The organism is Aureibaculum koreense, from assembly GCF_034296135.1.
GTDB lineage: Bacteria > Bacteroidota > Bacteroidia > Flavobacteriales > Flavobacteriaceae > Aureibaculum.
The window spans coordinates 205,481-228,804 of sequence record NZ_JAXKVV010000004.1 but is presented as its reverse complement, the minus strand read 5'-3'; the positions used below and the strand labels follow the sequence as shown (position 1 = coordinate 228,804).

19 protein-coding genes and 1 tRNA gene are annotated in these 23,324 nt (G+C 34.2%); 4 read left to right on the top strand and 16 right to left on the bottom strand.

Annotated features, from left to right (window positions below):
- Positions 1-307 precede the first annotated feature (307 nt).
- The 5 genes from arfB to UMM65_RS06015 form a co-directional block, all read right to left on the bottom strand.
- Positions 308-712, bottom strand: coding sequence for an alternative ribosome rescue aminoacyl-tRNA hydrolase ArfB (arfB, locus tag UMM65_RS06035; protein WP_321975585.1), 405 nt, complete (start codon positions 710-712; stop codon positions 308-310).
- A 110-nt stretch (positions 713-822) separates the two neighbouring features.
- On the bottom strand, positions 823-1,491 hold the full coding sequence (locus UMM65_RS06030; RefSeq protein WP_321975584.1) for an ATP-binding protein: 669 nt from the start codon (positions 1,489-1,491) through the stop codon (positions 823-825).
- Positions 1,449-2,159 (bottom strand): nicotinamide riboside transporter PnuC, encoded by a 711-nt coding sequence (pnuC, locus tag UMM65_RS06025; RefSeq protein ID WP_321975583.1) that lies wholly within the window; start codon positions 2,157-2,159, stop codon positions 1,449-1,451. The genes UMM65_RS06030 and pnuC overlap by 43 nt, the downstream gene beginning before the upstream one ends.
- Positions 2,160-2,162: 3 nt before the next feature.
- Entirely contained in the window at positions 2,163-2,876 is a 714-nt protein-coding gene (locus UMM65_RS06020; RefSeq protein WP_321975582.1) for a phosphoglycerol geranylgeranyltransferase, read from the bottom strand.
- A gap of 45 nt (positions 2,877-2,921) precedes the next feature.
- Positions 2,922-3,563, bottom strand: a complete 642-nt coding sequence (locus UMM65_RS06015; protein WP_321975581.1) for a 4'-phosphopantetheinyl transferase family protein — start codon at positions 3,561-3,563, stop codon at positions 2,922-2,924.
- A 64-nt stretch (positions 3,564-3,627) separates the two neighbouring features.
- Here UMM65_RS06015 and ahcY point away from each other — a divergent pair, with 64 nt between their 5' ends.
- From ahcY to UMM65_RS05995, 4 genes are all read left to right on the top strand, one after another.
- Positions 3,628-4,944 (top strand): adenosylhomocysteinase, encoded by a 1,317-nt coding sequence (ahcY, locus tag UMM65_RS06010; protein ID WP_321975580.1) that lies wholly within the window; start codon positions 3,628-3,630, stop codon positions 4,942-4,944.
- A gap of 75 nt (positions 4,945-5,019) precedes the next feature.
- Positions 5,020-5,805: a universal stress protein gene (locus UMM65_RS06005; RefSeq protein ID WP_321975579.1), complete on the top strand. Its 786-nt coding sequence runs from the start codon at positions 5,020-5,022 to the stop codon at positions 5,803-5,805.
- A gap of 7 nt (positions 5,806-5,812) precedes the next feature.
- Positions 5,813-5,886, top strand: a tRNA-Ala gene (locus UMM65_RS06000).
- A gap of 480 nt (positions 5,887-6,366) precedes the next feature.
- Positions 6,367-7,074 (top strand): SDR family oxidoreductase, encoded by a 708-nt coding sequence (locus tag UMM65_RS05995; RefSeq protein ID WP_321975578.1) that lies wholly within the window; start codon positions 6,367-6,369, stop codon positions 7,072-7,074.
- A 224-nt stretch (positions 7,075-7,298) separates the two neighbouring features.
- Here UMM65_RS05995 and pckA read toward each other — a convergent pair whose 3' ends face one another.
- The 11 genes from pckA to UMM65_RS05940 form a co-directional block, all read right to left on the bottom strand.
- Positions 7,299-8,933 (bottom strand): phosphoenolpyruvate carboxykinase (ATP), encoded by a 1,635-nt coding sequence (pckA, locus tag UMM65_RS05990; protein ID WP_321975577.1) that lies wholly within the window; start codon positions 8,931-8,933, stop codon positions 7,299-7,301.
- Between the two features lie 36 nt (positions 8,934-8,969).
- Positions 8,970-10,799: an SLC13 family permease gene (locus tag UMM65_RS05985; protein ID WP_321975576.1), complete on the bottom strand. Its 1,830-nt coding sequence runs from the start codon at positions 10,797-10,799 to the stop codon at positions 8,970-8,972.
- Between the two features lie 140 nt (positions 10,800-10,939).
- The gene (locus UMM65_RS05980) at positions 10,940-11,782 is read right to left on the bottom strand and encodes an alpha/beta hydrolase family protein (RefSeq protein ID WP_321975575.1); all 843 of its coding nucleotides are present in this window, start codon (positions 11,780-11,782) and stop codon (positions 10,940-10,942) included.
- Positions 11,779-14,511: a PD-(D/E)XK nuclease family protein gene (locus UMM65_RS05975; RefSeq protein WP_321975574.1), complete on the bottom strand. Its 2,733-nt coding sequence runs from the start codon at positions 14,509-14,511 to the stop codon at positions 11,779-11,781. The genes UMM65_RS05980 and UMM65_RS05975 overlap by 4 nt, the downstream gene beginning before the upstream one ends.
- Positions 14,512-14,636: 125 nt before the next feature.
- Positions 14,637-15,989 (bottom strand): OmpA family protein, encoded by a 1,353-nt coding sequence (locus tag UMM65_RS05970; RefSeq protein WP_321975573.1) that lies wholly within the window; start codon positions 15,987-15,989, stop codon positions 14,637-14,639.
- A gap of 137 nt (positions 15,990-16,126) precedes the next feature.
- On the bottom strand, positions 16,127-18,265 hold the full coding sequence (locus UMM65_RS05965; protein WP_321975572.1) for a peptidylprolyl isomerase: 2,139 nt from the start codon (positions 18,263-18,265) through the stop codon (positions 16,127-16,129).
- 153 nt (positions 18,266-18,418) lie between these two features.
- Positions 18,419-19,678, bottom strand: a complete 1,260-nt coding sequence (locus UMM65_RS05960; RefSeq protein WP_321975571.1) for a hemolysin family protein — start codon at positions 19,676-19,678, stop codon at positions 18,419-18,421.
- Between the two features lie 7 nt (positions 19,679-19,685).
- The gene (locus tag UMM65_RS05955) at positions 19,686-21,020 is read right to left on the bottom strand and encodes a M24 family metallopeptidase (RefSeq protein WP_321975570.1); all 1,335 of its coding nucleotides are present in this window, start codon (positions 21,018-21,020) and stop codon (positions 19,686-19,688) included.
- Entirely contained in the window at positions 21,013-21,228 is a 216-nt protein-coding gene (locus UMM65_RS05950) for a hypothetical protein (protein WP_321975569.1), read from the bottom strand. Before UMM65_RS05950 ends, UMM65_RS05955 begins: the two co-directional genes overlap by 8 nt.
- A 115-nt stretch (positions 21,229-21,343) precedes the next feature.
- The gene (gene lptC, locus UMM65_RS05945) at positions 21,344-21,940 is read right to left on the bottom strand and encodes an LPS export ABC transporter periplasmic protein LptC (protein WP_321975568.1); all 597 of its coding nucleotides are present in this window, start codon (positions 21,938-21,940) and stop codon (positions 21,344-21,346) included.
- A 9-nt stretch (positions 21,941-21,949) separates the two neighbouring features.
- Positions 21,950-23,314, bottom strand: a complete 1,365-nt coding sequence (locus tag UMM65_RS05940; RefSeq protein ID WP_321975567.1) for a hypothetical protein — start codon at positions 23,312-23,314, stop codon at positions 21,950-21,952.
- Between the last annotated feature and the right edge of the window lie 10 nt (positions 23,315-23,324).

The following is a 23,324-nucleotide window of genomic DNA, read 5'->3' as shown; positions in this document are numbered from 1 at the left end:
CTTGCTTTGAGCATTCATAAGAGCCTTTAGTTCTGATTCACTCTCTTTAATGTGTAAGTCTATTTGTTTTGCCATAAGGCAATTTACAAATAATTGAGTAAATTAACAAGAGAAATGGTATTAGTTCGTGCTAAACTAAAACTAATATTTTGCTTTTTGGGTACGAAAAACCGCAATATTTCATCAATAAAACCGCAATATTTTACGGTCTTTACCGTAATTGGGTTGCGGTTTAGACCGTAAGTAAGATTATATGGTTCTCGATACACCACGCAAAAAAAGCGTGGCACTCGAACTGACAGAGTCCTTATTCCAAATCAGGCTTCTGCCTGTTGGCTTTCTTTTCGGCTCGTTTCTTTTTAGTTTTTAACCGTCTTCTAATCGCCGCTTTTGAAGGTTTTGTAGCTTTTCTGGGTTTTGGTTTTTTAAGCCCGTTTTTTATGATTTCTAAAAAACGATTAATGGCAATTTCTTTATTTTTATGTTGACTACGACTTTCATCACAAAAGAGTATCAACACATTTTCTTTGGTCAGTTTAGTTTCTAACTTACTTTTTAACACTTGTTTTTGCTCATCGGAAAGTTCGTCAGAATTTGCTAAGTCAAAAGTTAATTCGATTTTGGAGGAAACTTTATTTACGTGCTGCCCGCCTGCTCCGCCGCTTCTAACTGCTTTGAATGAGAGTTCTTTTATCAGGTTTTCGGTATTCATCTTTTTTTAAGTATCCTCCAAGGTCTTTTTTTTACATTGTATGTATTATTTCGACTTGACTTAATTATAGACCTACATGGTTTTTGAAACCTTGCAGGTTGTATGTCAATTCAATAGCCACTATTGCTATCGTAATTTTGAGTTTCTGTATTCTGATGTAAAAAGTGCATATCTAAATCCTCTAAATTTTTTGAAAAACTGTCTAAATTGGTACGTTCGGCTAAAATTGCTTCAATTGCTTTTGTAGCGGTTTTAAGTCTTGTTCGTTTATCGCCTTTTAGCAAAATATAAGGTCTGTTATACTTTTTCAACGCATTTTCAAAAGCATTAAACATTTCTAATCGTAAATCGGGTTTATCACGCAAATCATCAGCTTCCCAAGGTGTATCAATATAGGTTAATAAATATAAATCGTAGCTGTTTTCAATAGCCGCTTCATCTAAAAGTGGATTTACAAACCCTCCATAATATTCTTCGGAATATACTTTAGTTTCGAGCAGATCGGTATCGCAAATCAATACTTTATCCGCTTTTTTAGCCAATTTATTTTCAAGTTTCATTTGACCTTCAGCAATAGGTAATAAATCGGAATTTTCACAAGTTTTACGGTAATTGTTCCATTTATCTTGTAAATATTCACGTGCATATTCAGGCACCCAAACTGTGTTATAATAGCGAGCCAATTGTTCAGAAAGCGTTGTTTTGCCTGTTGATTCAGGACCGAACAAAACTACTTTTACAATGTTTGCATCTTTGTTTTGTCTAAGCTTTTTTTCCATAAGGCATATCCTTGAAAGGCTAAAATTAAGAAAAATGTGTATTGTATGCCTGTAAATCCATAGCCTTTTACAAAATAAAGTGGAATAGAAACAATATCACCAACTATCCAAAATATCCAACTCTCTACTTTTTTATTAGCCATCAACCACATAGCCGCAAAGAAAATACCTGTTGTAAATGTGTCTAAAAACGGTGTGATTTTTCTAAAATCTTCCAAACTTCCGGAAGTCATATTGGTTATAGCATAATTGATACTATCGGCAAACCCCAACGAATTGGGCATAACATCATAGTAACGGTAAACTACAACAACAAAAATAGATGTAAATAAAAATATGCCGATTGTTTTCAGCTTATCTTTTTTCTTGGTTCTGGTAATGGGAAGTGTATCTTCGGTACTCGTAATTCTCGACCACATTAGCCAACCATAAACACTCATTAACGTATAATAAACATTGATTATCAGATCTCCATAAAGATTCCATTGCGATAATAAATACACGTAAATTCCTGTACTTATAATTCCAGTAGGAAAAACCAGTATATTTTCCCGCTTGGCATAGATAACACTAATTACACCTAAAAGAGCAGCAACAAACTCCAAGATTATATTTAAGATCGTAGCTTCTTGATATGGTTCTAGAAAAAAATGATAAAGTGTATCCATAGCTTAAATAGTATTGAACCATAAATTGTCCTCCTCAAAAGCATTACCTACAACCACTAAATCAGCACCTGCATTATAAGCATTATTCAATTGCAGTTTGGTTCTTATTCCACCACCCACAATAAGTGGAATGTTCAATGCTGTCTTTACCGATTTTATAATTTCCTCAGACACGCTCTCTTTCGCTCCTGAACCTGCTTCCAGATAAATCAATTTTTTACCAGCATATTGTCCTGCGAGAGCTGTATTCACAACTAATTCAACATTCTTTTGCGAAATTGGTTTAGTGTTGCTCACTTTTTGAACTGAAGTTTCTACACCGCCATCAATTAAAATATAACCTGTAGGTATTATTTCCAACGATGAATTTTTTAGTTTGGGAATTGATTTAACCTGTTGATGAATTAAATATTCGGGATTATCGCCCGAAAGTAATGATAAAAACAACAGAGCATCTGCTTTATAGGTAATCTGAGTATAATCGCCTGGAAAAAGAATAATTGGTAATTGCGTTTCTTTTTTTAATGCTTCAACCAATTTTTCGGTCAATCCGTTTTGGACGGTACTTCCCCCTACAAAAATTAAATCAGCTCTTTTATTGAATTTTTTTGAAAGTGTAGATATGTTTTGCAGTTGCACTTTATCGGGATCCAATAAAATAGCTAACAGTTTTTTGCCTTTCTGGATATCATCGTTTATGTATTGGTAAATGTTCAAGTGATATTTTATAAAAAGCCAAATATACGGATTGAAATTTAGCTGTTAGTTGATAACCTCATCTAAAGCATAAGTACACATAAATCCTTCAAACTCTAGAAAATAAATACGATAGGTGCTTTTCTTCTTTTTATAAGTAATGGTGGCGGTTGTTTCAGTATCTTCAAGAGTAAAGTCATCTACATAAATATGCTGTAAAAAACTCAATCCTTCTTGCTCATAAATTTTGTAAAGCGACTCCTTAGCTCCCCAAACTATGGTCAATTTTCTTACCAGCTCATGTTCGTTTTCAATATTTTTATAATCATCAACAGTAGTAAATTTATGAGCAATTCTTACAATTTTATCACGCTGTTTTTCAATATCAATACCTACTAGTTTGGACTTACTAATAATTATTCCAGTAAAAGTAAAAGAGTGTGTAATTGAAATATAATTGCCATCTTTTAAGTGAGGTTTTCCCAATTCATCATAATAAAGGTCAGAATCCACATAACCTGCTTCAGCCAACAAATGTCTAATACTCATAAATCCTCGTTTGTGCAACTCAGATTTCATCCCATCTACTCGATTCTGACAGTTTTCAGTAAGTTCAATTCCTTCGTTTAGTATTTCAATAGATTCTTCAATTTTCCAAATCAATACCTTCGTGGTTTCATTGACTTTTAGAGTTTTATAAAGCGGCATAGATTTATAAAGTTATTTTGTAACTTTGCAGTCGAATTTTAATTGTAAAAAATAAACTGAATATATGAGTACCAAAACAGCAACATACACACCATACAAAGTTAAGGATATTTCTTTAGCGGATTGGGGCAGAAAAGAAATTGAATTGGCAGAGGCAGAAATGCCTGGATTAATGAGCTTGCGTGAAGAATATAAAGACGAACAACCCTTAAAAGGTGCTCGAATTGCGGGCTGTTTGCATATGACAATTCAAACCGCTGTGCTTATTGAAACATTAACTGCCTTAGGTGCAGAAGTTACTTGGAGCTCGTGTAACATTTTTTCTACACAAGATCAAGCTGCGGCTGCAATTGCGGCAACTGGAGTACAGGTTTATGCTTGGAAAGGTATGACAGAAGAAGAGTTTAACTGGTGTATTGAGCAAACCTTATTTTTTGGTGAAGATAAAAAACCATTGAACATGATTTTGGATGATGGTGGAGATCTTACAAATATGGTTTTGGACGAGCATCCTGAATTGGTTGGAGAAATCAAAGGACTATCAGAAGAAACCACAACTGGCGTGCACAGATTATATGATAGAATGAAAGAAGGTACGTTAACAATGCCTGCTATAAATGTAAACGATTCCGTTACCAAATCTAAATTTGACAACAAATACGGTTGTAGAGAAAGTGCTGTAGATGCAATTAGAAGAGCAACAGATGTTATGCTTGCAGGAAAAAGAGTTGTAGTTTGTGGTTATGGCGACGTTGGTAAAGGTTCGGCTGCATCTTTTAAAGGAGCTGGTTCTATTGTTACCATTACAGAAATTGATCCTATTTGTGCTTTACAAGCTGCAATGGACGGTTTTGAAGTTAAAAAACTGGAAAACGTTGTAGAAAAAGCAGATATTGTTATTACCACTACGGGCAACAAGGATATCGTAACTGGAAAGCATTTCAAAAAAATGAAAGATAAAACGATAGTTTGTAATATCGGTCATTTTGATAATGAAATTGCTGTAGAATGGTTAAACACTAATTATGGCGATACTAAAGTGGAAATCAAACCTCAAGTTGATAAATATACAATTGACGGCAAAGATATTATCTTATTGGCCGAAGGACGCTTGGTAAACCTAGGTTGTGCTACAGGACACCCAAGTTTTGTGATGAGCAATTCTTTTACCAACCAAACTTTGGCTCAAATAGAATTGTGGAAAAACCACGACAAATATGAAAACAAAGTATATATGCTACCTAAGTATTTAGACGAAAAAGTAGCACGTTTACACCTAGAAAAAATTGGTGTTGAACTGGAAACTTTAAATGAAGACCAAGCAAAATACATAGGTGTCGAGGTAGAAGGCCCATATAAACCAGATTATTACAGGTATTAAATATTGTAAACAATAATTTTGAGTGCTTATTTTAAGGGAAGTTCTTTTAATTATCTTTGCAAAAAATAAACTATTATGAATACAATTTTAGTTCCCGTTGGCTCTCCTAGAAAGGCTTTGAATACATTACAGTATGCCATTGATCTAGTTCAAGGAACGAATGTAAAAATATATTTGGTTAAAGCTTATGGTGTAACCAAAGTTGCGGGTAGTTTAAAGAACATGGATGACTTTTTAGAAGCCGAAGCCAATCGCGATTTAGAGAATGTTGTTGCCCATGTTGATAAAAAAGGTGTTGAAATTATTTCTAAATCTATTAGTGGAGACGCAAAAGAAATTATTAAGCGTATAGCTAAGCAGTTAGAAATTGATTTAATTATAGCAGGATCTAAAAGTGATAAAAAAATATTTATTGGGAAAACACCTGGATATTTGATTAAAAATACGGACTTACCAGTTTTGTTTGTTCCTAGAAATTATCAATTTAAAAAGATTAATACTATTTTAATGGCCATAAAATCTGGTGTTATTTCCCGTAGGGATTTAATGTCACCATTAAAAGATATTTTGAACTTATATAAAAGTAAGTTAGAATTATTGAGAGTAATAACGGCTGACAGTACAGAGGAAGATGCAATTTTGGATAGCGAGTTAAGTAAGTTAAAATCAAATTACTTCACGTCTGAAAACGAAACCATTTACGAAGGTCTTAAAGAAAATATTGATAAAGTTTCGCCCGATTTAATTTGTGTAATCAGACGTAAACGCGGTTTTTTCAAACGTCTTTGGGAAAATGATAAAATTTATAAAAAAGACTTTGAGAGTAAATTACCTTTGTTGGTTTTAAAAGGGTCAGAGTAAAAAATTTGGGGCATTAGCTCAGTTGGCTAGAGCACTACGCTGGCAGCGTAGGGGTCATCGGTTCGAATCCGATATGCTCCACAAATAAAACCTTAAAAAAGTAAACTTTATGAAGTGAGAAAATAACAAGCTCGCTTGATTATTTTTGAACGAACAAAGTTTTTTAAGGTTTTTCAGAATGGGATTTTGAGGAAAACTTCAGTAGTCCGATATGCTCCACCTTCGCCCTCCGAAGCTGTTTCGTCAGAAACCATGAAGGAGGGCTTTTTACTTTTAACTATACATTAAATTTATTCATCCATTTGAAGGGCTTCGGTGGATAAGATCCACAAATTAATTCATTATCTAAATTAAGATTTTGGAAGGAATAAAAAAAGGCGACACCACAGGGTGTTGTGTTTTATATTTGCAGAATGGGATTTTATTCGGATTAACGAAGTTAATTCATTTTGTCCAAAAATTTATTTCAAAATAGCAATTATAAATTATAAACAATAGCTATTTTTTGCTTTTCCCCTCAATCTTCCCTATATTTAATATTGACATATATAAAAAAGACAAATGAACAATCTAAAAAACAAAGTAGTTTATATAACAGGAGGTACAAAAGGGATTGGGTTAGGTGTTGCTAAATGCTTAATTAATGTAGGAATGCGTGTTGCCATTAGTGGTAGAAATATTGAGACTGTAAAAAGAACAGCTGCAGAACTAGGTAATGAAAATCAAGTTTTAGCAATAGCATCTGATGTTTCTAAATTAGAAAATGATGCCATAGCAGAAATATTGACAAAATGGGGGCAATTGGATGTGGTATTAGCCAATGCTGGTGTTGGAAAATTTGCACCAATCGATGAGCTTTCAGAATCCGATTGGGACGCTATGATAAATACCAACCTAACAGGGGTATTTCACACCTTGAAAGCATCCGTAGAGGAATTAAAAAAATCAAAAGGATATTTTATAACGCTGGCCAGTTTAGCAGGTACAAATTTCTTTGCTCAAGGTGCCGGATATAATGCCTCAAAATTTGGGTTAGTAGGCTTTACACAAGCGGCAATGCTAGATTTACGTCCTTACGACATTAAAGTTTCAACCATTATGCCAGGTTCTGTAGCCACTTATTTCAACGATAATATACCTGACGAGGGTGATGCTTGGAAAATTCAACCCGAAGATATTGGTAAACTGGTACTGGATTTATTGACCATGCACCCACGTACATTGCCAAGTAAAATTGAAGTCAGGCCTTCAAGACCAGATTTGAAGTAGAATAAAAAAGAGGACTCATTACAAGTCCTCTTTTTCTTGTGGGTAATTTTCTAATGATTGATTTGGAGTTTTAACGCGGTAATTTTATTCAGAAACAAGGCGTCGAAAACGGAGTTTAGCATGGCTAAATGAGTATTTTGACAACGCAGTAGCTGGAAAAAAGAACAAGCTAAAGAACAAATCGAATTGTTAGAAAGTACCCCTAATTAAAATAACGGAAAATATTAAACGTGTTCACCCAATTTATGATGTTCATCAATTAACGGTCCGCCTTCAATAATTTGCTCTGAGGCTTCATTCGCAAATTTTTCAAAATTCAGATGGAACGAGTGTGCTAATTGTATAGCTTTACTGATATATACCCCTTTTTGTAACCAAGTGTTCATTGGGTCTAACAATTCAGTTGGTACATTTGGGCAATATTTAGGCATATATAGACCAAAAATTGGATGTTGCTCTAGTTCCACATTATCCAATTCCCCTTTTAATATTGCGGTAATCATAGCTCTTGTATATTTTAATTTTATACGTGAACCAACACCGTAAGGACCACCTGACCATCCTGTATTAATCAGCCAAACATTTACGCCGGCATCTTGCATTTTTTTACTTAACATTTCTGCATACACTGTTGGATGCAATGGCATAAACGGAGCTCCAAAACAAGCAGAAAATGAAGGCACTGGTTCTGTAATTCCTGCTTCTGTACCTGCTACTTTAGCGGTATAACCAGAAATAAAGTGATATGCCGCTTGACCGGGCGTTAACTTGGAAACAGGAGGCAATACACCAAAAGCATCCGCTGTTAAAAAGAAAATATTTTTGGGATTATCTGCATAACTTGGTTCTTGAATATTATCAATATGGTAAATAGGATAACTTACACGTGTGTTTTGTGTAATTGAGCTATTCATAAAATCAACTTGTTTTGTACCTTCTTTAAAAACTACATTTTCTAAAATGGCACCAGGCTTAATAGCTCTAAAAATATCAGGTTCCTTTTCTTCGGTTAAATCAATAGCCTTTGCATAACACCCACCTTCAAAATTAAAAATGGTGTCTTCAGCAGTCCAACCATGTTCATCATCGCCAATTAATTTTCTGTCTGGATCTGCAGAAAGTGTTGTTTTACCAGTACCAGACAAGCCAAAGAAAATTGCAGTATCGCCATCTTCTCCTACGTTAGCCGAACAGTGCATTGGCAAAACATTTTTATCAGTAGGTAAAATCATATTCAACGCAGAGAAAATACCTTTCTTAATTTCGCCCGTATAAGCCGATCCGCCTACCAAAGCAACTTTTTTCATAAAGTTTAAGATTGAAAAATTACCTTGACGGATACCGTATTCAGCTGGATTTGGACATACATAACCAGGTGCACAAAGTACCAACCATTCTTCTTCAAAGTTTTCTAATTCTTCTGCATCTAAACGTAAGAACATATTATAAACAAACATATTTGACCATGGATATTCTGTTACTGTCCTTACATTCATTTTATATTTTGGATCTGCACAAACTGCGGCATCTCTAATATATAACTCTTTACCGGACATATAACTTGAAACTTCTTCGTATAAACGGTCAAAATTTTCAGGCGAAATGGGTTTGTTTATTTTGCCCCACCAAACACGGTGTTTTGTGTAATCATCCTTCACCAAAAAACGATCTTGAGGCGATCTCCCAGTAAATTTACCAGTATTAACCGCTAACGTTCCGTTCTCTGTCTCAACTCCCATTCCTTTTTCTACGGTAATTTTCTGTAATTCTTCCGGACTGAGATTGTAATGCGGTTTAACATCCTTTAAACCATACTTTTCTAAGTTTAAATCTTTTTTGATTGTTGTTGAATTTTCCATATTATTTTAATTTAAAGTTCTGTATTTAATGTTATTTTAAAAGGGCCATATTATTGGCACCATAATTAATGTTATTATAAAAAATAGTAATAGTAATGGTGTCCCCACTTTTAGGTAGTCCATAAATTTATATCCACCTGCTGTCATAACCATTGCATTGGTAGTTGTACCTACGGGCGTTAAAAATGCGGTAGAGGCACTTATTGCCACGGCTATCATAAAAGGTTCTGGAGATATTTGTAAGGAAGTGGCCGCCAAAATAGCGATGGGTGCCATTAAAACGGCAGTGGCACTATTGTTAATTACTTGGCTAAATGTGGTTGTTAATAAAAAGATTCCTCCCAGTAAAAGTATTGGATGAACTGAACCCAAATATGTCACTAAATTATTGGCTATGAGTTGTGCAGTACCCGTTTTTTGCAAAGCAACCCCCATAGGTATCATGGCAGCAATCATTACTACACTTGTCCAACTTATACCCTTGTAAGCCTTGGAAACTGGCACACAACCCGTTAGCATTACCACGCCCGCACTTATCAACGCAGCAATTGAACCTGGTAAAATATCAAAAACCAATAATATTACCATTAAAACAAGAGCCGCCAAAGCTACATATGATTTGAAAGTTAAATTAACTATGTTCTTCGCCATTCCTTCTGGGCTACCGCAGATAACAATGTTTTCGTGCTGTTCCTTCAATGCTTCAATGTCTTTCCATGCACCTCTAATTAAGAAGGCATCACCCGCTTTTACAACAATTTCTTTTTCCAAAAGCGGTTTGCTATTACGGGAACCCGCTAGCAATTGGATTCCAAATCGTTGAAAATATTCACCTAACTTGTATTTTCTTCCTACTAAGAACGATTGCGGTGTAACGATAATTTCGGTCATTCCAACCTCCTGATTCAACAGATTATTTTTTAATTCATCATTAATTGGTTCTAATGGTAATAATCCTAATCTGAATTTAATCATTAACCTATTGATAGCTTGGGTATCTCCTTTTACAGTAAGGATATCGTGATATTTCATTTCCGTGCCAGAAGTAGGAAACTCTATAAAAGGCTCTACTCTTTTCAAAACGCTAGGATGGCGTCTTTTTAAACGAATAATTGAAACATTAAAATCTTTTTCAAAATTCCATTCCTCTATTTTTGTATTGATTAATGGTGATACGGAACGTACACGTAGTCGGTAGTACCCCTCCTCGATTTTGTACGATTCTATCCACTTATGTAAGGTTGATTCAATATTAACAGGTTTATTGTTCGTCTTATTTTTTGGTAATAATTTGAAACCTACATATCTAAAATAAACAATGGCAATTATCAGTAAAGGCAAACCAATTAAGCCAAACTCAAAAAAGGAAAATCCATTGTATCCCGCTTCAAGCAAAGCGTTACTGGCAATAATGTTTGGAGGTGTACCTGTTAGAGTTAATAAACCTCCTGTATTAGAACCAAAAGCAACGGGCATTAATATTTTTGAAGGCATGGTACCAATACTCCAAGCCGAGGAGATTGTCATTGGCATTAAAGTTGCCACTGTACCCGTGTTGCTTACAAAGCCCGACAACACGCCAGACCCTAATGTAATTATTACAAGTAGCTTTGGTATGCTTTTACCTGCCCAATTCACAAATTTTTGACCCGCCAGTGCCGTCCACCCTGTTTGAGAAAGTCCTTCACCTATTATAAAAAGAGCTGCAATCATTATAACGGTAGGATTGCTAAATCCGCTCAAGGTTTCGGTAGCATCTAAAATTCCCGTTAGAAAAAGGCTAATCATTGAAATTAATGCTACTATATCTGGTGGAAATTTGCCCCAAATAAATAAAGCAATGGTAACCGCTAAGATGGAAAGCATTAAATAAATCATAACTCTAGTTGTAGTTGAGAAACTCTTATTAATGGTTTTTAATTAAACCTTTAATATCTACAACAAATTTATGATGATAGCTCTTAAAAAAGTATGATATATATCATGGGGCAGGAACTATTTTTATGCTAACTTTTTACGAAAACGTTTGATCTTTCAACTATTTCAAAAAGATGGTGCGGTAGTTTATTTTCTTCCCAAGGGTGTTTGCCCCCAAAAGTATGATTGGCATTTTCTACAACATGTAGTTGGCTGGTTTTACACCATGAATGTAAGTTTTTGGCTTCATTTAATAATACGGTTTCATCATCCGTACCATGAATTATTAAATAGGGAATTTTTAAGTTTTTTACTGCGGTTTTAATATACAATCTGTCCTTATTTGCTACAAAATTTTCATAGAACTGATAATAATGTGGCATTTGCTGCTTGGTTCTCGAATTTTCAATATAAGAAACACCATGCTTTTTCCAAAGATCTAAAATTTCACCTTTAGGAAATCTAGCTCCATAATCAGAGACCCCTGCCCAAGTAATTACTTTGCTGATCCGCGTATCTTCACTAGCTTTGATGGTAACTATGCCTCCACCTCTAGAATGGCCAATTAAGGTAATATTTGAAATATCAACTTCATTTTTATAGTAGTTATCCGCCAAAACCCAATCTATTACCGACGCTAAATCATCCAGCTCTTTTATAAAATTATTTTGTCCAAAAGCTTCCAAATCGGGAAAATCAATAGGTTGATTTACCGTACCTCCGTTATGCGAAAAGTTGAATTTGATAAAGAAAATTCCATTGTTGGCAAAGTGCTCTGCAACCAAATCCCAACAGCCCCAATCTTTAAACCCTTTATAGCCATGTGCAAAAATAACAATGGGCTTAGGTTGGTTATTTTCAATATAAAATAGATCTGTTAAAATGGGTTTTTGATGCTTGCCACTCAGTTGTATATTTCGTTTAATTATCATGCTGTAAATGGTGATTCTTTTTCCAAAATAGGAATGTTAATGTCAAATATTTCTAAAAACAGTTGCTTCAATTCAACTTTAAAAAGCTCAATACTTTCTTGTGTAACTAAGCCTTTATTTATTTTTAAAAAACCTGCTTTTAAATTTTTGAAAGAAATAATTCCACTTTCTAAAGGTTTCTTCTCTAAATTTTGACCTATCGATTCAGAAAATAGTAAGGCATAAAAAAGTACTTGAAATGCTTTGTTGTGTTTTTTATAATCTTTAGTTAATAATGACCAGTCTTTAATATTCAAATCGGTCTGGGTTACTTTTCCTGTTTTATAATCTATAATTCTCGTTATTCCGTTGAGTTCATCAATTCTATCTGCTTCACCAACGAGTTGAATAGGGAAATCTATCCCCTCAATTTCTATTTTTAAATTTAACTTTTGCTCTAGAGCTAAAATTTTTATCTTATTGCCCTGTTTAATCTGTTCTAATTCCTGATTTAAAAAATTCCTCACGAACTGTTGAGCCACATTATAGACCAATAAATTCTTACCCGTTGAAATATTACCGTTACGATACACTTCCTTAAACCATTTCTGGACTTCTGAGGCAACGTTTGCTTTCATTTCAGTAATTGCCTCAACAGATAAATTTTTGCCGACGTAAGGCTCGTAAAACGCCTCTAACGTTTTATGGATAATCGTCCCTAAAGTATTCATCGCAATTGTTTCTTCAACCTCATCTATTTCTTTTATCTTAAGTATTTTCTGATTGTAAAATTCCAAGGGATTTAAAATATAATTGGTTAAGGTAGAAGCTGAAAATCCTTTTTCCGCCAAATCTTTTAATTCTTTATGGACAAACTCATTTTTTGGAATAACCTTAAACTCATTAGTTGTTTTTACCGTTTCTGGGCTAACCACAAATTTTTCCACCTCGTTCTTTTTGAAAATTTCCAATTGGGTTAAGAAACGGCTTAGCTCACCAGAGCCATAACTGTCTGCTTCGGTATTATAAAGGGCATAAACGTTTTCTGCACGTTGCAACAACCTAAAAAAGTGATAGGCGAAAATGGCGTCTTTTTCTTTATAAGTAGGCAAACCTACTTCCCTTTTTACATCAAAAGGAATAAATGAATTGTCCGATTTGCCCGCGGGTAAAATGCCTTCGTTCACTGAGGTAATAATGATATTTTTAAAATCGAGCACACGGGTTTCCAATACTCCCATAATTTGCAAACCCGATAAAGGTTCACCTTGAAAGGATAGCTTTTCAGTTTTGAGCATCTGGTTATAAAACATGTTCAACGTTTTAATATCAGTTATATGCCCAAATTTTTGATTAAGATTTGACAATTTCTGAAAAATAGTATAAAAACGGAACAAATACTCCTTTTCCAGTTTCTCTAAGTTGGCGTTTTCCTTTGAAAGTTCAATAAAACGAATACAATTTTTTATGGCTGTATCGGCCTTATTTTCCCAATTATCGAATAAAAAAGAAAGTTGAACAAACTCTGAGTCGTTGCCTGATAATTTTAATAAGCTCGATTTGCCAAGGTAAGTAAAGTTGTTTTTGGCAATGCTGTTCAGCAAACTGTCAATGACAACCGGGTCATTAAAAAATGATTTTATTTGAGGATGGTTTAACAACGCCAACAATTCCTTGTAATAAAAAGCTCCGTTTTTATGATGGGCTTGTAGTTTAAACAAATAATCAAAAACGTTACCTAACGGGATATTTTTGAGTTCATAGCCCATAGTAATATTTACATTTTCAACTTCTTTGGGCAATGAATTCAGTGACGCCGACAATAATGATTCTTCTGCCAACACCAAGGCTGTATCTGTTAAGTTATCTGCTTCAGCCGCTAAGTCTTTTAAAAGTTCACCCGCATATTTTATTTGTGAAATATCTTTGGGCGTACCTATTATCTTAATGTTCTTTTTATCTGAAAAATTATCTGAAGTCCAATTAAAAGGGTTTGTATTAAAATAGTTCCATTCGGTTTTATACTTATGTATAAAAGTTGCTACCTGTGGGTTGTGTTGCTCAAAATACGTGTCAATATCCCAATAAATAGTCGCTAAATCGTTGTCCAATAAATTTTTGAAGATGTTCTCTTCTGCTGTATTAAGGGCATTAAAACCAACTAAAACAATTTTATCGGATGTGTTGTTGACATACCATTGAATATTTGCCTCGGCTTCCCTATACTGCATCCCTTGATAACCTATTTTGTTATCTAACAGATGAGCGTAAAGTTCATTATAATAATTTTCAAAGTTTGCATAAAACTGGACTTGTTTGGATATTAAATCGGTTATTTCTTCCCCTTTGAGTAAAGTTTCTAATCTCTTAATATCCGTAAGGTAAGAGAACAGATGTTTTGTATCAATTAAATTTCTGTCTATCTCGTTAAAGTCTTGCAGTAAAAGTGGAGCCCATTTGGTGAAATTTTCGAAGCTTTCTAAAGTATTCTCTGGGGTTAAGCGTTTGTAAATGGTGTAGAATTCAAATAGTATTGAAGTATTATCAATGGCACTGATGTTGGATAGCTTTTCAATAAATTCTTCAATACTAATTATTTTAGGAAGAATTAAAGTTCCTGACAGTTGTTCTTTTATACTGTTTTTTAAAAATGTTCCAGCTCGTTTACTGGGCAATACAAAGGTAAGCTCGCTTATATTTTCATTTTTAGTGAATATGTCTTTTACAACATCATTTAAAAAGCTCTGCATATACCATTGTTTACAGCAAAGTTACAAAGAACTGCCTTAAACCTTTTGTATTTAGGTAAAAATAATATCATAAAAAAAGCCACCCCTAAATGGGATGGCTTTTCTATCTATTAATTTAAGTTAACTTAGTTAGATAAGTTAATTTCAACTCTTCTGTTTTCGGCTCTACCTCTTCTTGTATTGTTATTAGAAATTGGTTTTGTTTCACCGTAACCTTTAGAAGTTAATCTATCAGAAGCAATACCTTTTTCAAGTAAGTAATCTAAAACAGATTTTGCTCTTGACTCAGATAATTTTTGGTTCAATGAATCAGAACCAGAACTATCAGTATGACCTTCAATATGGAAATTAGAATCTTTAAATTCTTTCATAATATCAGCAATTAGGTCTAATTTCTCAGCAACACCTGGTTGGAAAGAAGATTTACCTGTGTTAAAGTAGATAGCTTTTGCAAACTCATCTAATTTAGCTTTAGCCTCTACAGTAATTACTTTTTCAGGACAACCTTGGTTAGAAGCAGGACCTGCTTCGTTAGGACAGTTATCATCTTTATCGAATACACCGTCGTTATCAGCATCTGGCCAAGGACAACCGTTGTTCTCTTTAGGACCAGCTACATCTTTACACTCATCGTCTTTGTCATATACTCCGTCACCGTCAGCATCAGGACAACCATTATTTGCAGCTGTACCAGCTTCATTTGGACATTGATCGTCTTTATCAGCAACACCGTCACCGTCAGCATCAGGACAACCGTTTAAAGCAGCTAAACCAGCAACTTCTGGACAAGCATCGTCAGAATCTTTTATACCATCACCGTCTGTATCAGGACAACCGTTGAAAGCTTCAAGACCAAAAACTTCTGGACACTCATCATCTTTGTCATAAACTCCATCACTATCAGTATCTTTTCCACCAAATCTGATTGTTAAACCAGCAGCATGTTGGAAATGAGGCATTACATTATCTTCATCAAACGAATGTTTGTAAGCAGTTTGAACATTAAGACCGATAAAGTCGTTAAACCAAAAGTTAACACCGAGGCCACCATTTGCAGTACCTGCACTGTTATCATCAATAAATTGGTAACCACCACCGATGTGAACATAAGGCTCAAACCATTTACCACTAGTAAATGCATACCTAATGTCTAAATCTGCACCAATGTAAGATAAATCGTTAGCGGACATATCTCCTATTTTTTCAATTTTATTTAGAGAACCAGCTAAACCTAAAGAAAAACCGCTTCCTAAATATCTACCCACTCTAAGTCTAGAGATAGAAGGAATAATATTGTAATGGTCGTCAATGTTTACAAACTCGTCAAACCATCCTCCCATTCCGGCTTGATTTGTAGGATAAAAATCTACTGCGTTAGCACCAAAGTCTATAGACCAAGGGTTGTTTTCGTCTTGTGCATTCATGCTAAAACCAACAAAAAGTGCAACTACGAATAAAACTTTTCTTAAGTGTTTCATTTTAATTAATTTAAATTATAGTTTCTGTTTTTAAATTTGTTGCAAATATACGAAATATAGTATATATGCAACTTTTAATTGTTATTTTTTTAATAATAGAGATAACTAACGTTAAATGTTTAATAATATTACAATATCTAATAAAACGTTGCCCTATTGTCTTCTATATCAGCAAATTTCTTTAAAGCACTATACACTTTAGCCCCCTTAGCCTTGTTAGCATTTTTTACCGCAGTAATTGAGCTAGCATAGTTTTCTAATGGCTGTGGACTATCTTTTTTAGTGATTTTAGCCGCAAAAACACCATTTTTAGTGTCAATATCGGTATAAAGTACATTTTCTTTTAGAACCACTAACGTAGAAACAATCTCTTCTGCCCTTCCGATTCCAGGTAAAGTAGGACTTCCCAAAGAAACCGCCTTAGAGGATTGTACATTGGTGTTGAACGATTTTGCAATATCTTGCAAATTATCGCCTTTCATTTGCTCTTTTATTTTATCCGCCTTCTTTTCATTCAGTAATTTAGTTCTAAGAGTGGCTTTGGCAGCACCAATATTTAATCCTTTTTTGTGCTTTGCCGTTAGTTTTGCAACTACATAACCACCATCAACATCAAAACGTTTAATATTATTAACTTCAGTCTCTGGATCAAAAGCCCAAGTAATAATTTGTCTTTGGTTGTTTAAATTAGACACTCTTTCGTCCATGGCTTTTAAACCAACGGCAGGTTGTACCGTTAAACCTTGCTCTTTAGCCAATTCCTCAATATCTTTTTCATCGGTTATTTCTGAAGCAAAGGTTTCCGCCTTTTGATAGGCAGCACTTTCGGTTTCATCAGATGCTACGATTTCTCTAGCAAACGTTGCCAATTTTACATTTTTTTGAAGATTTTTTTGTTCTTGGATATCAATAATATGGAATCCAAATTGTGATTTTACCACACCCATATCACCTGTTTTGTTTTCAAAAGTAAAATCTCTAAACTCGGGCACCATGGTTTGATATACAAACCAATCTAAATCGCCTCCTTTTGCTCCACTTACTTTGTCAGAAGATAATTTCTTGGCCAAATCAGCAAATTGAGACTTGTCTTTTTTTACAACAGTTAAAAGGCTATCAGCCGTTGCTTTGGCCTGAGCTTCTGTTTGTGTTATCGAAGGATCGTTTGTCGCACCCAAAAAAGGAATTAAAATATGACGGGCCTTAACCGAATCTGGCATTTGCTTTACCGCCACTAATTTTGTTACCTTAAAATAATTACCTTCTTTATAAGGCCCGTAAACATCGCCAACGTTTAATTTAAAAACTGTGTCTTTAATAATTGGGCTTAATTTATCTTTTGTGTAAAAATTATTATCTAAAGGTAAGTCGGATGGATTGTTTCTAAAAAAGTCTTCAATGTTCTCGGCACTTGATAAGCCTTTAACATTTACATTTCCTTTAGCCGCTGAGCTGTATTCTTCTCTATCATTTATTATTTTTTCAACTTCCGCTTTAATCGCAGCTTCGTCTTCTGGTGATGCTTTAATATCGAATTTTACAAAACTAATATCGCGAGAAGCTTCTGCTTTATAATCGTTAGGATGGTCTTTTACGTACTGCTCAATTTCACCGTCCGTTAAGGTGACCAAACTATCCGCTATATAGGTATATGGTACGTACACATATTCTAAATCTAGTTTTGTGTTGTCAGCCATATAATGACGTTCGCCTTCTTTAAAAGTAGCACCTAAACCCGATGAAACAAGGTTGTTGTAAGTTCTTAGCTCTAAATTGTTTTTAATGTTTCTTTCATAATCCAACCAGCTTAACCAAGCCTGTCTATCTTGTTCGGAATCGTCTTTTGCATCTTGTAACGTGGCAATGTATTCTTTAAATTTATCCTCATCAAAAAGTCCAGCCTCATTTTTAAATTGTGGACCGTTTTGCACAAATGGTTGCTTTAAAATTTCGTCCCAAACATCTTTTTCACCAACGGTAACACCAGATTTTTCCAATTGGTGTTTATAAACTTTCTCTCGCACCAAATTTTCCCAGGCCATATTTACATATTGCATATTGCTGCCCCTACCGCCTGACATTGCTTTTTGCTGCTCTACCATTTGTGCAAATTCTTCGCGACTTATGTTCTCGCCATTAATTTCTCCAATTGAGTTTGATTGACCTCCAAAACCACCTCTGGTAAAAACATCACCAATTACAAAAGAAAATAATGCCAATGCAATTATGATGATTAAAAATAATGAACGTTCTCTAATTTTAGATAAAATTGCCATTTTAATTATGTATATATCCTGTTTATGATTTTTATTATTTAAAGTCCTGAATTTAAAAGAACAAGCCTTAGTTTAAATTCAGTCCGCGAAAATACAAAAAAAATGAAAGATTGGGGAAGTAAAAAGTGAATTTATTTGATAACAATAAGATGCCTAATCTTCTTTAAACAGTACTTTAAGGTAAACCTGCTCTATTTTAGACGAAGAAACTTCAAGAATTGTAAATTGAAAACTATCAATTTCTATAATTTCCTCCTTTTGCGGAATGTTTTCGGTAACATCAACAATTAAACCGCCAAGTGTTTCATAGGCATCGCTTTCCGGCAGGGTTAAGTTATACGTTTCATTAATATAATCCACCTCCAAACGGGCAGAAAACTCAAACTCCCTATCGTTGATCTTTTTTTCTAACAGTTCTATGGTATCATGTTCATCTTCAATATCACCAAACAATTCTTCAATAATATCTTCTATGGTTATTAAGCCCGAGGTACCGCCATATTCATCAATTACCACAGCTACGCTTTTCTGTTTTTTAGTAAGATCGTTCAAAATATTGTTTATCATCATCGTTTCAGGTACGGTTTCTATGGGCAACAACAAGGAACGTATCGTTTTAGGATTTTTAAACAGTTCAAACGCATGTATGTAACCAATAACATCGTCTAAAGAGTCTTTGTAAACAATTATTTTTGACAATCCCGTTTCAACAAATAAATTTTTTAAGTTTTTTACGGAATCTGTTACATCAATGGCAACAATGTCCGTTCTGGGTATCATAGCGTCTCTTGCACGTACATTGTGAAAGTCTAGGGCATTTTGAAAAATCTGGATTTCTGAATCCACTTCATCATCAGAAATTTCTAACTGTTCATTGATATAATCTCCTAATTCTGCTTTTGTAAATGCCAGTTGCACATCGTCTTCTCTAGTATTGAAAAATACACGCAGCACAAAGTCGGAAATAACCATGATAAAACTTGAAATAAAATAAAACAGTAAAAAGAAAATATAGGCTGGTATGGCAAATATTTTAAGCGTCTCATTGGCGTACACCCTAAAAATTGCTTTGGGCAAAAACTCTGCGGTTACTAAAATTATTAATGTGGAAATTAGGGTCTGAACCAATAAAATAACAAAATCGTTATATAAGTAAGGGGCTAAGTAAGGCATTAATAGTTCGCCCATAAAGTAACCATAAACTACCAGGGCAATATTATTACCAACCAGCATAGTTGTGATAAATTTTGATGGATTGTTAGTTAATTTTGTCAATATTCTTGCGAGGAAAGTGTCTTTTTTCTTTTCTAGCTCAATGTGCATTTTATTGGCGGAAACAAAGGCAATTTCCATCCCCGAAAAGAAAGCGGATAATAAAATTGAAATAATAATTATGATAATTTGTGATTCCAAATTTTAATTAATTAGCATTGATAACGTGAATATTTTCTTGTCTGTTGTCTATATACCTAAATCCGCCTTTACCAAAAAATCCAGGTTCTTCTAGCATAATTCTTATGTCTCTATCCCACTCCTTAATATGCACCGTAGTATTTAATTCTATGGCATAAGCGGTATTTTTGTATAACGGATAATCACCTCTTACGGGTACACCTTCTTGAGCGTCCCACATACCGATAGTTGGCCCTGCCGAATGCCCATAAGTTCCCAACGGATGCGTGTAAATTGAAGGTTTCAACCCCATTTCTTTTGCCTCTTTTAAGGATTTTAATAAAATTTCGTTGCCCGTTTTACCAGCTACAAAATTATTGGTAAAAATATCTTGCAATTGATTTCCTTCTTTAAAAGCTTCAACTAAAAATATAGGCACTTCAGTTTCTCTGTCATTTAAAACATAGGCGTGTTGCTGGCAATCGGTATTGAGCCTTAAGTAAGTAATGCCAAAATCACAATGCAATAAATCGCTTTTTTGGATGATATTTTCTGGTGGACGCTTAGAAAAAGAAGTAATATGACTGCCCAATTTTTCGTTATTGCGTTGAATATCTACGGTGGGATGAAACCATGTCTTTAACCCTAAATCATTTACTTTTTGACGTAAAAACCATACCACATCATCAGTTGTGGTCTTGCCAGGAGTTATTACTTTTGTGGAAAACGCTTCGGCAATAACATCATGCGTTAATTTAGATAGAAACTCAAAAACTTCCATTTCTTTTTCGGTACGTGTTTCTATCCAAGCAATGGCCAATTTTTCTGCCGATACAATTTTTTTATTGTAAGTCTCGGGCAACGCGGTCGTAAACCAATCGTAATCCGATTTTACCAAGCCATCGGCAATTGCAAAATGGGATGACATGTTCAACCCAATTTTAGTTGGGTTTCTCTCTTCAATTAGTTGAAAAAGTGCTTTCCATTGGTCGGGTTGTTCCTCCTTGTTCCAAGCCGATTTAATGTTTTCGCCAACATTATAACGGGCAACCGCCAACTTTTCAATAGTGCTTTTTTCTTTGTTGCGATAAAAAACCAAAACCGTTCTTCTTCTGGCATTTAGCCAAGTGGATGGCAACATTGTTCGCATTACAGGATCTTCGTTGTATTCTCTGGAAATGAGAATCCACATATCAATTCCAGTTCTATCCATTAAATTGGGAAGTAGATTGTCAAACCTATCTTTAAGTATGTTATCAATCACATCTGCCCTTTCCCTTAAAGGCAATATTTGTGCATCTGAAGTATAATGGAAACTTAAGTTTAAAGATATAATAAGTAAAACAATTTTAATGTTACTCATCTTTTTTCTTTTGATAATGACCAGATTCAATCTTTTTTCTAAAATGTCGTTTAAAAAAGTACATAAACACCGCTAACACGGCAAACGCCAATAAAAAATAGGAATTGTTGCGTTCACCAGGCTGATTGAACCTATAAATGCCATCAACCAATAAAATGATACCGATTACCAAATATCCGTATTCAAAAAAGCGTCTTAAATTTTTCATTGTATTTTTATTTTTACCCCTCCGTCCTTTATGTTCTGAATAAAATAACATAAATTTCGTTGGACACCTCCCCTTGAAAAAAGGGGAGGAGCTTTGTTTTCGCTTTCAAAACAAACTATTGTTCAACTGAATCTGTTGCTACGTCATTATTTTCTTTTACATAGACCACACCACTGATATTATTCGTAATTACTTTGGTTAAATCTTCGTTAGATTCGAACCCAACACCTTTTATGGTATCTAATTTAGTATAAAGTCTAAAAGGTTTTTCAGTATAAATATAGTGTGTATTTTGATCCCAAAAAAGTTGATCTGTATATAATTTGCTTTTATCTTTATGATTGATGACCACTACGTCGCCTTTTACTTCAGAAATTAAAGTTTTACTATATGTTTTAGCATAATTGCCAATTAAGGTGACAGAGTCACCTAACTTGTCGTAATTGGTTACCTCAATCCCCTCGGGAAATTCTTGATAAGGATGTTCTGTTCTATTGCCAAAATCGTTCATTAAGGGCGTAATCAGTTTTGTTTTTACCCGACCGGAATCCGTGTGTATTAAATAAACATCTTGGGCCACACCAATAGGCAAATTCTTTTCCGCCAGAAAATCTTGCACTTCTTTAATATCGTTACCGCACGAAAAAAATAGTGCTGCTAAAAAAATAGCAGCACTAAAAATTTTAATTTTATGAAAACCCGATTTTAACATCAGTCAAATTTACGGAATTCTTACCGTCATACCAATCCAACAACCAACTCTATGAGTGTCTCCTGATTTTTTCCCTTCGTTAAAAATCAATTTTTTTGAAGGTGCATTTTTTAAATAGGCATTTATAGACCTATTGGCTTTAGTTGCAATACCTGGATCGACAGATTTTGCCTTAGATGCCATGTTTGCCGCAGCTACATACACCATTCTTTTCTCGAATTCTGTTTGCCCACAACTATTAGCACTGTTACTGTACATATTTGCAATTAATAAATATGCATCACCATAGCTTGGTCTTTCCTTCAATGCTTTATAAGCATAACTTACAGCTGTAGATCTATTCTTATTTCTATATTGATATGCAATGCTTAACAATAATTTTGCTTTTTTAAACGGATCGGTTTCTAAATCAATAGCTTTATTTTTATATTCTAATGCTTTTGTAGATTCACCTCGTTTTTCTAATATTCCCGAAAAGAAAATATATGCATTAGCTGAAGGTTCAGCATTAACCCATGCCTCTACTAGTTTAGGGTATAAATCGTCTTCGGTACATTCTTTAGAGAACATTCTTTGAACTGCTCTTTTTAACCACTTTGGATCATTTTTATTCTCTTCAAAACTCTTGGTGTATAAAGGTATTAATCTATCACATGTAGCAACATCGCTTACAATTTGATCTAATATTACTTCTACTTGACCTAAACCTTTTAGGTTAATGGCATTATTTTTTTGTTTTAATTTTTCTTTAGAGGTTAATGTTTTACCTAAAGAATCTTTCATATTTAATTTATCCAACTCTTCAGTTAGTATGTCCATTTTATCATTAACACCGTCCAATACATCATCATAGGTATCAAATACTTTTTGGGCATCGGTATCTTTATTTCTATCGGTTACCTGCTGAAAATAAAGTGCTAGGTTTTTAATGCTCATTTCTGTTGGGTCGTCTTTAAATGCAGCATCCAATTTTTTAAATATCTCATCTTCAGAAGCACCTCTTTCTTGCAAGGAAATAGCCCAGTCACTATAAACCTTAGCTGAATTTTTAGGAAAAACCTCTAACCGTTTTGCATAAATTTCATCAATTAATTTACTTGCCGCAGCTTTATCAGAACCTTTTTCGTACATATTCTCGGCAATTTTTAAGCCGTCAACATAAATATACATCGAGGCTTTTGGGCAGTTGTCGTAACACCACTTCCAATTATCATAGGCTCCATCGTAATTACCTGCCTTTACACTTTCGTGAAAAAGAGATAAATTTTGTTTACATTTATCAGGTTGAGCACCATACTTGTCTTGTGCATAAACATTGCTTACCCCTGTTACCAGTAATAAGCCTAAAACCAAATTTGTAATTATTCTTTTCATTTTAAAAGGT